The sequence below is a fragment of the Streptomyces sp. AA4 genome (assembly GCF_000158875.1).
Lineage (GTDB): Bacteria > Actinomycetota > Actinomycetes > Mycobacteriales > Pseudonocardiaceae > Amycolatopsis.
In genome coordinates this window covers 6,878,880-6,891,244 of sequence record NZ_GG657746.1, presented here as the reverse complement: position 1 = coordinate 6,891,244, position 12,365 = coordinate 6,878,880, and the positions used below count along the sequence as shown (strand labels likewise).

The 12,365-nt window shown below is 69.6% G+C and carries 10 protein-coding genes and 1 pseudogene; 4 read left to right on the top strand and 7 right to left on the bottom strand.

Annotation, left to right across the window (positions count from 1 at the left end; translation table 11 throughout):
* Positions 1–657 precede the first annotated feature (657 nt).
* Entirely contained in the window at positions 658–2,091 is a 1,434-nt protein-coding gene (locus SSMG_RS31360; RefSeq protein WP_009082735.1) for an APC family permease, read from the top strand.
* An 8-nt stretch (positions 2,092–2,099) separates the two neighbouring features.
* On the opposite strand, the gene SSMG_RS31355 is transcribed toward SSMG_RS31360, so the two are convergent.
* On the bottom strand, positions 2,100–2,330 hold the full coding sequence (locus tag SSMG_RS31355; RefSeq protein ID WP_009082733.1) for a hypothetical protein: 231 nt from the start codon (positions 2,328–2,330) through the stop codon (positions 2,100–2,102).
* Between the two features lie 172 nt (positions 2,331–2,502).
* Between SSMG_RS31355 and SSMG_RS44475 the strand changes: the two genes are divergently transcribed.
* On the top strand, positions 2,503–3,681 hold the full coding sequence (locus SSMG_RS44475) for a sensor histidine kinase (protein WP_234392775.1): 1,179 nt from the start codon (positions 2,503–2,505) through the stop codon (positions 3,679–3,681).
* Positions 3,682–4,347 carry a response regulator transcription factor gene (locus SSMG_RS44470; protein WP_009082731.1) on the top strand — a complete coding sequence of 222 codons (666 nt, stop codon included), beginning with the start codon at positions 3,682–3,684 and terminating at the stop codon, positions 4,345–4,347.
* A gap of 88 nt (positions 4,348–4,435) precedes the next feature.
* Here SSMG_RS44470 and SSMG_RS31340 read toward each other — a convergent pair whose 3' ends face one another.
* The 3 genes from SSMG_RS31340 to SSMG_RS31330 form a co-directional block, all read right to left on the bottom strand.
* On the bottom strand, positions 4,436–5,035 hold the full coding sequence (locus SSMG_RS31340) for a MarR family winged helix-turn-helix transcriptional regulator (protein WP_037715451.1): 600 nt from the start codon (positions 5,033–5,035) through the stop codon (positions 4,436–4,438).
* A 102-nt stretch (positions 5,036–5,137) separates the two neighbouring features.
* Entirely contained in the window at positions 5,138–6,493 is a 1,356-nt protein-coding gene (locus SSMG_RS31335) for an aspartate aminotransferase family protein (RefSeq protein ID WP_009082729.1), read from the bottom strand.
* A 13-nt stretch (positions 6,494–6,506) separates the two neighbouring features.
* A complete protein-coding gene (locus tag SSMG_RS31330; protein WP_009082728.1) occupies positions 6,507–8,009 on the bottom strand; it encodes a CoA-acylating methylmalonate-semialdehyde dehydrogenase in 1,503 nt (500 codons plus the stop codon).
* Between the two features lie 122 nt (positions 8,010–8,131).
* Between SSMG_RS31330 and SSMG_RS31325 the strand changes: the two genes are divergently transcribed.
* Positions 8,132–9,685, top strand: a complete 1,554-nt coding sequence (locus SSMG_RS31325; RefSeq protein ID WP_037718302.1) for a PucR family transcriptional regulator ligand-binding domain-containing protein — start codon at positions 8,132–8,134, stop codon at positions 9,683–9,685.
* Here the strand turns inward: SSMG_RS31325 and SSMG_RS31320 are convergent.
* The 3 genes and pseudogenes from SSMG_RS31320 to trpB form a co-directional block, all read right to left on the bottom strand.
* Positions 9,659–10,393, bottom strand: coding sequence for a GntR family transcriptional regulator (locus tag SSMG_RS31320; protein WP_009082726.1), 735 nt, complete (start codon positions 10,391–10,393; stop codon positions 9,659–9,661). The two genes, SSMG_RS31325 and SSMG_RS31320, sit on opposite strands and share 27 nt — an antisense overlap.
* Before the next feature lie 41 nt (positions 10,394–10,434).
* Complete coding sequence (gene trpA, locus SSMG_RS31315) at positions 10,435–11,148, bottom strand: tryptophan synthase subunit alpha (protein ID WP_037715448.1); 714 nt, start codon at positions 11,146–11,148, stop codon at positions 10,435–10,437.
* Positions 11,145–12,301: pseudogene (gene trpB, locus SSMG_RS31310) on the bottom strand (tryptophan synthase subunit beta). Before trpB ends, trpA begins: the two are co-directional and overlap by 4 nt.
* Between the last annotated feature and the right edge of the window lie 64 nt (positions 12,302–12,365).

Sequence of the window (12,365 nt, the reverse complement as noted above, 5' to 3'; positions counted from 1 at the left end):
CCCCGAACCGCAGGGCGGCTTCGTATCGGGGTTGGGGGAGGGGTGGGTGCCCCGCTGTTTGAGTGCACTGGCTGCGGTTTTTGCGCGGCTTGGGTGCGTGGTTGCTTTGAGTGGGGCGGCGGCCGGGGAGCGCCCCAATGTGGCGTTGGGTGCGTGGGATGCACCCAATGTGGCGTTGGGTGCGTGGGATGCACCCAATGTGGCGTTGGGTGCGTGGGATGCACCCAATGTGGCGTTGGGTGCGTGGGATGCACCCAATGTGGCGTTGGGTGCGTGGGATGCACCCAATGTGGCGTTGGGTGCGTGGGATGCACCCAATGTGGCGTTGGGTGCGTGGGATGCACCCAATGTGGCGTTGGGTGCGTGGGATGCACCCAATGTGGCGTTGGGTGCGTGGGATGCACCCAATGTGGCGTTGGGTGCGTCTGACGCAACCAATGTGGCGTTCGGTGCGTCTGACGCAACCAATGTGGCGTTGGGTGCATGGTGGCGGCGTGGGGTGGCTGTGCGCACGAACCTCGAGCGGGGAGCGGGGAGGCGGGGGTGCGCGGATTGCCAAGACTTCTGCCTGCGACGACAAGGGCCATCAGCATCCGGCCAGCCACACTGGGCAGGGCGCGGGGCAAAGGGGCGCTTGGAGTGGATCGGGAGGCCTGGATGGCACAGCAGCAGACAACCGGAGAGGCTGCTGGGGGGCGGCTTCGGGCTGATGCTCTCGGGACTGGCGGGATTGCGTTCCTCGTGCTCGCCGCGGTGGCGCCGTTGACTGGGATGGTGGTGATCGCGGGGCTCGGGATCGCGCTCGGCAATGGGGGCGGGATGCCTGCGTCGTTCCTGATCGCGGGGATTGTGTTGCTGTTGTTCGGGGTCGGGTACGCGCGGATGAGCCGGTATGTGTCCAACGCGGGCGGCTTCTACGCATACCTTACCGCGGCGCTTGGGCGTCCGGCTGGGCTTTCTGGGGCGTTTGTTGCGTTGGCTGGGTACAACTGTTTCGTCGCGGGGGCGGTGGGGACCTCGGGGGCGTTGACGGGCGGGGTGGTCAACCGAGTGTTTCATTTGGACTTGCCGTGGGAGTTTTGGGCGGGGCTGTCCGTCGTCGCGGTGTTTTTGCTGAGTCGTCGTGGGGTCGATGTTTCGGCGAAGGTGCTTGCGGTGTCGCTGATTCTTGAGGTCAGCATCCTCGTCGTGTTCGACGTGGCGGTGCTCGTGAAGTCCGGGTATTCGCTCAGTGCGTTGTCGCCTGGCGTGGTGACGTCCGGGTCGATTGGGCTTGGGTTGTTGTTTGCTGCCACCTGTTTTATCGGGTTCGAGGCGACTGCGTTGTTCAGCGAGGAAGCGCGCGACCCGAATAAGTCGGTGCCGCGCGCTACTTATATCGCGGTGATTGCGATTGGGGTTTTCGCGGCGATCACGTCGCTCGCGTTGGTGAGTGCGATCGGGGTCGGGAACGCGAAATCCGTGGCGCAGGACCATCTTGCGGCGGGCGATTTGCTTCTTGCCACGTCGCAGGATGTGTTGGGCACCGTGCTGACCGACGTCATGCAGTTGTTGCTTGTGGTCAGTCTGTTCGCCGCGTTGCTGGCGTTGCACAACTCTGCCAGCCGGTACGTTTACGCGCTTGCCCGGGACGGGGTGCTGCCGAAGGTGTTGGGGCGTACGGTTTCTGGGACGCCGCGTAACGCCAGTGCGGCTCAGATCGGGTTCGCGACGCTCGTGGCGGCGGTTTTCGCAGTGCTGGGGCTCGATCCGGTGGCGTTCCTGACGTCGTCGATGACTGGGTTCGGGACGTTGGCGATCCTCGTGTTGCAGGCGATGGCGTCGATCGCGGTGGTGGTGTTCTTCCGGCGTCGGCGGGATCCGCATTGGTGGAGCACGTTTGTCGCGCCAGGGCTCGGCGGAGCGGGGCTGGTCGGGGTGATTGTGCTGGCGGTGCTGAATTTTCCGACGATGGCCGGGTCTGACGCGGCGTGGATCGGGTTGTTGCCGTGGTTGCTGCCGATTCTGATTGTCGCGGGGCTGGCGATGGCCGGGTATTTGCGGCGGAGGCGTCCGGACACGTATGCGGCGCTCGGGCCCGACGTGCACTGAACGCCGACTCAGCTCTTCGTCTTGGCTCGGTCGTGCGCCCAGCTGGTGATCGCCATTCCGAGGAGGACCAGAACCACCAATGCGGCTAATTGTCCGCCCCAGCCGCCGGGGACCCAGCTGAACGCGCCCCACAATTGGCGTGCTTCGTGGTCGAAGAAACTGCGGATCGCGGCCTGTGCGGAGACGACGGTGATCACCATGCCGACGATCTGCACTGCGGAGTAGCCGCCCTTGCTCATGTGCGCTCCTTGAGTCGTGGTGTTTTCAGTGTGTCGGCCGCGGCACGAGCGCGCATCGGACCTGCGGAGCGAATCGGGACCGACCAAAAGTCGGGGGTTACGACTTTGGTCTAGGAGGCGGGGTGTGCCGAGGGCGGCTGCACGACGGGGGCGGATCGGCGAAGATGGGCTGGTGATCGTTTCTCAGGTCAAGCTCAAGCCGTGGCAGCAGGGGTGGCGGCTGGTCCTCGCCGCGCTGCTCGGCGGGCTCGCCTGGCTCGCGGTCGTCTCCCACCTGCCGGAGGGGTCCACCGACCCTCGCCTCGGGTGGCTTTTCTTCGGCGACCCGATCGTCGGGCTCGGCTGCCTGGTCGCGTCGCTGTGGCGGCGGAAGTATCCGCTTTCGATCGCGACCGGGGTGGTGATCGTCTCGGCGGTGTCGACGTCCGCCGGGGGAGCCGCGCTGCTCGTGCTCGGGTCGCTGGCCACCCGGCGCCGGCCGCTCGAGACCACGTTCATCGCGTTGGCGTGCATCGCGACCGGGGCCGTCACCGACAACCTCTACCCGAGCGGCTCCAACCCCGACCCGTGGTGGTGGTCCATTTCGCTGATCGTGCTGATCACCGGCATCGTCGTCGCGGTCGGGGCGGCGATCGGGGCGCGGCGCGAGGAACTGCAGTCGCTGCGGGAACGCGCGGAGAGCGCGGAACGCGAGCAGGTCGCGCGGGCGGCCGAGGCGCGGATCGTCGAGCGGCATCGGATCGCGCGGGAGATGCACGACGTCCTCGCGCACCGGGTGTCGCTGGTCGCGATGCAGGCCGGGGTGCTCGGGCATCGCGCTGATCTGCCGCCGGAGCAGGTGTCGTTGCTGGCCAGGGGGATCGCGGACGGTGCGCATCAGGCGCTGGAGGAGCTGCGCGAGGTGCTCGGCGTGCTGCGGGCCAGTCCGGGCGGGCTCGAGCCGCCGCAGCCGTCGCTGGCGGATCTGCCCGCGCTGGTCGCGGACGCTCGGGCGCTCGGGCTGAAGGTCGGTTATACCCCGGCGTCGGTCGGGGACCCGCCGGATCTGCTTGCGCGCACGGTGTACCGGATCGTCCAAGAAGGACTGACCAATGCCGGGAAACACGCACCGGGAGCGGAAGTGTGTGTCACTGTTGCGGGTGGCGAGGGCGAAGGGCTGCGCGTGACGGTGCGGGATTCCGGTGCGACGAGGAGCGTCCCGCCGCCGCCGTCGGCCGGGTTCGGGTTGCTGGGGCTTTCCGAGCGGGTCGAGCTGGCCGGTGGCGAACTGGACCATCACGCGGACCCGGACGGCGGGTTCGTGCTGACCGCGTGGCTGCCGTGGCCCGCCCGCGGCGAAGGGAGCGAGTGAGTGGACCGGGTGCGGGTCGTGCTCGTCGACGACGATCAGCTGGTGCGGATGTCGTTGCGGCTCATGCTCGACGGCGAAGCCGACCTGGAGGTCGCCGGCGAGGCCGCGGACGGCGACGCCGCGATCGCCGAGGTACGCCGGCTCCGGCCGGACGTCGTGCTGATGGACGTGCGGATGCCCGGCCGCGACGGGATCAGCGCGACCGAGGCGATCCTGAGCTGGCCGGACCCGCCGCGGATCCTGGTGCTGACCACGTTCGACTCCGACGAGATGGTGCTCGGCGCGCTGCGGGCCGGCGCGCTCGGGTTCGTCCTCAAGGACACCCCGCCGCCGGACATCCTGGCCGCGGTGCGCGCGGTCGCCGACGGGAACCCCGCGCTGTCCCCGGCCGCCACGAGCCGGTTGATCACCGCGGCGATGGGGCCGCGGTCGTCGGAGACCCGGCGTGCCGCGCGGGAAGCGGCGCGGGCGCGGCTGGCCGCGCTGACCGAACGCGAGCGCGACACCGCGCGGGCGATCGCGGAAGGGCTGTCGAACGCCGAGGTGGCCGAGCGCCTGCACATCAGCGTCGCGACGGTGAAAGCGCACACGAGCAACCTGTTCGCGAAGCTCGGCGTGGTGAACCGGGTGCAGATCGCGCTGGTCGTGCGCGACAGCGAGGAATAGCCGGAAATCCTCCGCGGCACGCCGTTTTGGTGCGGATATTCGGAAATGACTTCGGATTGACCGGCGAAATGCGATCTGGCCGCGTTGCTCACGCCGTCGCTTGCTCGTGTTCCGGGCAGTCGGTGCGCAATTCGGTCAGCGCCAGCGGTTTCCGCATCAAATGGCAGTGGTGCGGGGCCTTCGGATCGGGGTGCTCGTCGGGCCCGAAGAAGCGGCACGTCGTGCACACCCGGGCGACGCTGATCGCCCCGCCGCGCTGCAGGTCGGCGATTACCCGCAACAGGGTGTGCAGCGTCGTGGCCCGGTCCGGCTCCGGCAGCGCGGCCAGCGAGCCAACCAGTTGCGCGTCCCACGCCGACAGCTCGGCGGAGACCTGGAAGCCGCGCTCGGTCAGGGTGAGCAGGCGGCGGCGTCCGTCCGAACCCGGGGAGCGGGTGAGAAGTCCTTTGCGTTCCAAGGCGCTGACGGCGTCGGACATCGTCGGGGTGGTGACGTCGAATTCCGCGGCCAGTGCGTTCACCTCGCGTCGCGGCGCGGGGTGTCTCGCCAGAGACAGCACCGCGTGTTGCTGCAGCGGCGAAAGACCTTGCGTGCGGGCACTGCGCTGGGAAAGCGCGCGCAGGCCGTTCCCGAGCCGCTCGATGGCGTCGGCCAGCCGCCGGTCGAGGCCGGGATCGTGCTCGGGCATGCGCGCCGCCTCGCGGTCAGGATTCCGTGCCGCCCATGATAAGCGACGGCCCGGAAGAAGGCCGGGACCAGCCGGTCCCGGCCCCCTCCCTCGCCAGGTGGCTCAGACGAGTTTCTGCGCTTCGAGCAGCGTGTCCCGCAGGATCTGTTCGATTTCGTCGAACTCCGCCCGCCCCGCGATCAGCGGCGGCGCGAACTGGACGACGACGTCGCCCCGGTCGTCCGGACGGCAGTAGAGGCCGCGGTCGAACAGCGCGCCCGGCAGGAAACCGCGGACGAGGCGTTCCCGCTCGTCGGCGTCGAACGTCTCGCGGGTCGCCTTGTCCTTGACCAGTTCGACGGCCCAGAAGTAGCCGTCGCCGCGGACGTCGCCGACGATCGGCAGGTCCAGCAGCTTGTCCAGGGTCGAGCGGAACGCGTCCTGGTTGTCCAGTACGCGCTGGTTGAGGCCCTCGCGCTCCATCAGGTCGAGGTTCGCGAGCGCGACCGCCGCCGACACCGGGTGCCCGCCGAAGGTGTACCCGTGCGGGAAGCCGACCTTCGGGCCGAGGAACGGCTCCATCACCCGGTCCGACGCGATCAGCGCGGCGATCGGGCTGTACCCGGAGCTGAGCCCCTTCGCGCAGGTCAGCAGGTCCGGCTGGAGGCCGAACTTCTCGCTGGCGAACGTCGTGCCGTGCCTGCCGAACGCGCAGATCACCTCGTCGGCGACCAGCAGGACGTCGTGCCGGTCGCAGATTTCCCGCACCCGTGCGAAGTATCCGGGCGGCGGCGTGAGGCAGCCGCCGGAGTTCTGCACCGGTTCGAGCACAACCGCGGCGACCGTGTCCGCGCCCTCGAACAGGATCGCCTCCTCGATCCGGTCCGCGGCCCAGCGGCCGAACGCTTCGAGGTCGTCGGCGAACTCCGGATGCCGGTACAGGTTCGTGTTCGGCACGCGGAAACCGCCCGGCGCGAGCGGTTCGAAGTCCTTCTTCATCGCGGGCAGCCCGGTGATCGCGAGCGCGCCGTGCGGCGTGCCGTGGTAGGCCACCGCGCGGCTGATCACCTTGTGCTTGCCGGGTTTCCCGGTCAGCTTGAAGTACTGCTTCGCGACCTTCCACGCGGATTCGACCGCTTCGCCGCCGCCGGTGGTGAAGAAGACGCGGTTGAGGTCGCCGGGCGCGAGATGCGCGAGACGTTCGGCCAGTTCCGCCGCGGGTTTCGTGGCATAGCCCCAAATCGGGAAGTACGCCAGCTCGTTCGCCTGCTGTGCGGCGACTTCCACGAGTTCGCGGCGGCCGTGTCCGGCCTGCACGACGAAAAGCCCGGCCAGTCCGTCGAGAATCTTGCGGCCGCGGTCGTCCCACACGTGCACGCCCTCGCCGCGGGTGATCACCGGGACCGGGGTCTCCGGGTAATTTCCCATGCGGGAGAAGTGCATCCACAGGTGCCGGGCTGCTGCCGACTGAGTGTCCATTGTAGAGCCCCTCTCAGACGTTCTGCGGGAAGCCGAGGTCGAGCCCGCCTTGCTCGGGGCCCGGCCAGCGGGTGGTGACGACCTTGGCGCGGGTGAAGAAGTGCACGCCCTCGCCGCCGTGTGCGTGGGTGTCGCCGAACAGCGAGTTCTTCCGGCCGCCGAACGAGTGGTAGGCCACCGGGACCGGCACCGGCACGTTCACGCCGACCATGCCCGCCTCGACGTCGGCGGAGAACCGGCGGGCCGCGCCGCCGTCGTTGGTGAAGATCGCCGCGCCGTTGCCGTACGGACCGGCGTTGATCAGCTCGATCGCGTCCGCGAACGTCTCCACGCGCACCACCGAGAGCACCGGGCCGAAGATCTCGTCGGTGTAGATCGGCATGTCCGGGCGGACGTGGTCGAACACCGTCGGGCCGACGAAGAATCCCTCGCCGTCCGCGTCGAACTCGCCTTCCCGGCCGTCCAGCACCAGCGTCGCGCCGGCTTCGGCACCGGCGGCGATGTAGCCGGACACCCGGTCCTTCGCCGCGGCGGTGACCAGCGGGCCCATGTCGCAGCCGCGGGTGCCGTCGCCGGTGACCAGCGTCTTCGCGCGGTCGGCGATCCGCGGCACCAGCGCGTCGGCGACGTCGCCCACCGCGACCACCACTGAAACCGCCATGCAGCGTTCGCCCGCGGACCCGAAACCGGCGCTGACCGCCTGGTCGGCGACCAGGTCGAGGTCGGCGTCGGGCAGCACCACCAGGTGGTTCTTCGCGCCGCCGAGCGCCTGGACGCGCTTGCCGTTCGCGGTGCCGGTTTCGTAGACGTACTTCGCGATCGGCGTCGATCCGACGAACGACACCGCCTCGATGTCCGGGCTGTGCAGCAGTGCGTCGACGGCGGTTTTGTTGCCGTGCAACACGTTGAACACGCCTTCGGGCAGACCGGCTTCGCGCCACAGTTCGGCGAGCCAGTTCGCGGCGGTCGGCACCTTCTCCGACGGCTTCAGCACGACGGTGTTCCCGGCCGCGATCGCGATGGGGAAGAACCACATCGGGACCATGGCGGGGAAGTTGAACGGCGAGATGATCGCGACCGGGCCGAGCGGTTCGCGCAGCGAGGTGACGTCGATGTCGGTCGACGCGTTCGCCGTCGCCGCGCCCTTGAGCAGTTGCGGGATGCCGCAGGCGAACTCGACGACCTCCAGGCCGCGCGCGACCTCGCCCGCCGCGTCGGACAGCACCTTGCCGTGCTCGGCGGTGATGATCTTGGCGAGTTCTTCCGAGCGCGCGTCGAGCAGTTCGCGGAACCGGAACAGGACCCGGCTGCGCTTCGCCAGGGAGGTCTTGCGCCAGGCGGGGAACGCGGCCTTCGCGGCGGCGATCGCGGCCTCCGCGTCCGCGGCCGAGCCGAGCGGCACGCGCGCGGTGACCTTCCCGGTCGCCGGGTTCGTGACGTCCCCGTAGCCGTCCGGCGAGCCTGCTGCCTCGCCGCCGGCGATCCACTGGGACAGCGTCGGCACGGAATCGCTCATCGAGCCACCTTTCTTCCTGGTATTCGCCCTCTGAGGGTCCCTCCCGGACGGGTCGCGGGTAACCGACGAACCGTCGGTTTGCCAGGGCCGTGCTTTACATTTCGTCGGGTTATCCTGACGTCGTGCACCTGACCCTGCGAGACGTCCTCGAACTGCCGGTGATGGCCGCCGGATCCCCGGTCGTGCGCTCGGCGGCGGACGCGGTCGACGTGCCGGTGCGGTCGGTGCACGTCAGCGAGCTGAGCGACGTCGCCGGGACGCTGACCAGCGACGTGCTGGTGCTGTCGATCGGGCGGGCCTTCACCGAGCCGGGCTTCGACGCGGTCGCGTACGTGCGGTCGCTGCGGGACGCCGGGGCGATCGGGCTGGTCGTGGAGCCGGGGCCGCATCTGAAATCGTTGCCCGACGCGCTGGTGCAGGCCGCGCGCGCCGCGCGGTTTCCGCTGGTGGAGCTGCGCAGCACGGTCCGCTTCATCGAGGTGACCGAGATCGTGCACGCGCGGATCGTCAACGCGCACTACGAGCGGCTGCGGCTGGCCGAGCGTGCGCACGAGGCGTTCAGCACGGTGGGTTCGGCTTCGCAGGCACCGGACGCGGTCCTCGCGCACGCGGCGGACTTGATCGGGCTGCCGGTCGTGCTGGAGGACCGGACGCACCGGGCACTCGCGTTCGCCGGCGCCGGCTCGGCGGAATCGCTGCTTCGCGACTGGCCGGCCCGGTCCCGGCGGGTGCCGTTTTCCGCGGCGACCGAGGTCGGCGGTCCGGAGGGCTGGATGTGCACGCCGGTCGGGCCGCCGCGCGAACGCTGGGGCCGGCTGGTGGTGCCTGCGCGTTCGGCGGAGCAACCCTCAGCTTGGCTCGTGCTCGAACGCGCGGCGGAGGCGCTGACCGTCGGGAAGTTGCTGGAACGCTCGCCGCTGTCGGTGGAAATCGAAGCACAGGGCGACTTGCTGCGGGATCTGTTGCACGGCGCGGACGAGGGTTCGGTCCGAGCGCGAGCCCGGGCGTTGGGGCTGGCCTCGGCGGCGTACTACGCGGTGCTGGTGTGCCGTCCGGCTCGGGCCGGGCAGGAGCGGGCGCTGCTGGACGCGGTGCTGACCAGCGACGGAATCGGGGGTGTGCTGGCGGAAGGCCGGGTCGCCGCGGTCTTCCCGTGCGCTTCGGCGGCGGCGGAGAAGGCGTTGCTGGAGCGGGTGGTCGCCGGGGTTCCGGAGGGGCTGGCCGCGGCGTTCGGGGCGGCCGGGCCGGTGCGCCGGCTGGGCGAGCTACCCGCGGCGCTGCAGGAGGCGGTGCATGTCGCGGACGTCGAATCGCCTGGTGCGCCTGGACTTCGGCGGGCCGGTGACTTGGGGGTGCGCGGGTTGTTGTGGTGGTTGCGGGAGCATCCGCGGCTGCACGAGTTCACCGAGGCGCAGTTGCGGCCGTTGCTGACGCTGCCGGAGCCCCGGGCCAGCCGGGCGTTCGCGACGTTGCGGGCGTTTGTCGAGGCGGGGTATTCGATGACGGAATTCGCGAAGGCGGTGAATCTCAGCCGTCCGGCGGCGTATTCGCGGTTGGCGACGATCGAGCGGGTGCTGGGGGTTGATCTGTCCAATCCGGACACTCGGCTTTCGTTGCACCTAGCCGTTTTGGCGCACGGACACCGGGATTCAGCTTCCGGCTCCCCAGCGCAGTGACAGCCGGTCGGCGGCGCGTTCGGTGCTGATGTGCATCATGCTGCCGAGGATGGTCGCGCGGTCGATGACGACGATGGTGCCGTCCGGGGTGCTCGTGGTGCGCTCGCTGACCAGCACCGGGGTGGTGACCGGTTCGTCGAGAAGCCGGGCGAGCTTGTCGTCGAGGGCGTCCGGGCGGATGGTCTCGGCGGCCCGGTCCACGATGATGTCCAATTCGGACAGTGCGGTGTAGAGCGACACGGTGGTGAAATCCTTGTCCCGCAAGCGTTCTCCGTGCGGCGGCGCGATCCACGACACCTGGTGGATCGCGCGGCGGCCGCCGAACTCGCGTACTCGTTCCAGCCGCAGGCCGGAATCCGTGGCGCGGGCCTGCAGACGGGCGGCGACGCGAGTGGGCAGCCGCCGCACCGACTGGCTGACGACCTCGGTGCGCACGACGTAACCCTGATCGCGCAGATCCTCGGTGAAGCTGCGCAGCGAGCCAGGCTGGTACGAGGCCGGGGTCGGCGCCACGAAGGTGCCGCGGCCGGGTTGTTGCACGATCAGGGCTTCGTCGCTGAGTTCGCGCAGCGCCTGCCGGAGCGTCATGAGGGTGACGCCGTAGGACGCGCTGAGCTCCCGCTGCGGAGGCAAGGCCTCGCCGGGGGCGTACTCCCCGGCGCGGATCTTCGCGGCGAGATCCGCAGCGATCGCTCGGTATCGGGCCATGCGCGTCCGTTCTGGTCCAGTTCTGCGGGGACCAGCGGATTCTAGTCCAGCGCGGCTCGCAGGGTCGCGACGTACTCGCCGACCTCGGCCGGACCGGCGCCGTCGAGCACCCGGCGCATGATCGCCGCGCCCACGATCACGCCGTCGGCCACGCTCGCGGCCTCGGCGGCGTGCGCGGGTTGCGAAATGCCGAAACCGACCAGGACCGGCAGGTCGGTCGCGTTCTTCAGCCGGGTGGCCAGGTCGATCGCGGAAGCGGGCAAGTGGTCGCGTTCGCCGGTGGTGCTCATCGACGAGACGGCGTAGACGAAACCTCGGCTCCGCGCGGCAATCTCGTGGGCGCGGTCGGCTGGGGTCGCGGGGGAGACCAGCAGCGCCAGGTCGATGCCCTCCTCGATCGCGGGCACTTCCTCCAGCGGCAGGTCCGGAACGATCAGACCGTCGACTCCGGCTTCCTTCAGCTCGGCGCAGAAACCCTTGCGGACAGCCAAGTTGGCGTACGTGCTCACGATGATGGGAACGTCCACTGTGGTCTCCGAAAGGGCATTGAGGACACTTCGCGGAGTCGTTCCATTGGCGAGGGCGACGTTGGACGCTTCCTGGATGGTCGCGCCGTCCAAAGTCGGATCGGAGAACGGGATGCCGACTTCGATCGCGTCCGCACCGGCTTCGATCAGCGCCGGGAGGTAGTCCGTCCACTGTGGAGTTACCCCGCCGGTGAGATACGGCATCAGGATTTTCCGGTCGGTCTTCATGCGCGGGTCTCCTCGGAGCGGGCGATCAGCGTGGCGATGTCCTTGTCGCCGCGGCCGGACAGGGTGAGCAGAACCGTCGACCCAGCCGGAAGATCCGGTGTGCCGGCGGCTTCGGCCACCCAGGCGAGCGCGTGCGCGGATTCGAGGGCCGGGATGATTCCCTCGGTACGCGCCAATTGCGCGGCCGCGGCGACCGCTGCTTCGTCGTTCACCGCGACGTACCGAGCCCGGCCGAGGTCGCGCAGGTGCGCGTGTTCGGGTCCGACGCGGGGTAGTCCAGCCCGGCCGCGATCGAATGGGCTTCGAGGATCTGCCCGTGGTCGTCCTGCAGGAACAGCGACCGCGAGCCGTGCAGCACCCCGGCCTGGCCGAACGTCGCGCCCGATCCGCCGATCGCCTCCACCCCGACCAGCCGCGCGCTGGTGTCGGTGAATCCGGCGAAAGTGCCCGCCGCGTTGGATCCGCCGCCGACGCACGCGACGACGAAATCCGGCACGGTCGCATGCTGCTCGCGGGCTTCGTCGCCGATCACGCGCTGGAATTCGCGCACCAGCCACGGATACGGATGCGGCCCGACGACCGAGCCGAGGCAGTAGTGCGCCTCCTCGGTCGAGCTGACCCAGTGCCGCATCGCCTCGCTGGTCGCGTCCTTGAGCGTGCGGCTGCCGGTGCGCACCGGGACGACCTCCGCGCCGAGATAGCGCATGCGGAACACGTTGTGCGACTGGCGTTCGACGTCCTGTTCGCCCATGAACACCGTGACCGGCAGGTCGAACAGCGCGCCCGCGGTGGCCGTCGCGACGCCGTGCATCCCGGCCCCGGTCTCGGCGATCAGCCGCCGTTTGCCCATCCGCTTCGCGAGCAGCGCCTGGCCGACCGCGTTGTTGATCTTGTGCGATCCGGTGTGCGTGAGGTCCTCCCGCTTGAGCACGACGTGCACGCCGAGTTCCGCGGACAGCCGCTCGGCGGGCGTCAGCGGCGTTGGCCTGCCGACGTGCCGGGCGAGCATCATCTGGAGCTGCTCGCGGAAGCCCGGGTCGACCCAGGCCTTCTCGAACGCGTCGGCAACTTCGAGGCAGGCGGGCGCCAGGGATTCCGGCACCCAGCGCCCGCCGTACTCCCCGAAGCGTCCTTCCTGGGTCGGGGTGCGCATGGGCATCTCCTTAGAGTTCTATAACTGTCTCCACTGTTATAGAACTCTTGGCGGCGGGACGCAA

Coding starts and splice junctions, on each gene's coding strand:
- SSMG_RS31340 (WP_037715451.1), bottom strand. CDS start 5,035: ATGCCCGAGCACGATCCCGGCCTCGACCGGCGGCTGGCCGACGCCATC.
- SSMG_RS31360 (WP_009082735.1), top strand. CDS start 658: ATGGCACAGCAGCAGACAACCGGAGAGGCTGCTGGGGGGCGGCTTCGG.
- SSMG_RS31355 (WP_009082733.1), bottom strand. CDS start 2,330: ATGAGCAAGGGCGGCTACTCCGCAGTGCAGATCGTCGGCATGGTGATC.
- SSMG_RS31335 (WP_009082729.1), bottom strand. CDS start 6,493: ATGGACACTCAGTCGGCAGCAGCCCGGCACCTGTGGATGCACTTCTCC.
- SSMG_RS31330 (WP_009082728.1), bottom strand. CDS start 8,009: ATGAGCGATTCCGTGCCGACGCTGTCCCAGTGGATCGCCGGCGGCGAG.
- SSMG_RS31320 (WP_009082726.1), bottom strand. CDS start 10,393: ATGGCCCGATACCGAGCGATCGCTGCGGATCTCGCCGCGAAGATCCGC.
- trpA (WP_037715448.1), bottom strand. CDS start 11,148: ATGAAGACCGACCGGAAAATCCTGATGCCGTATCTCACCGGCGGGGTA.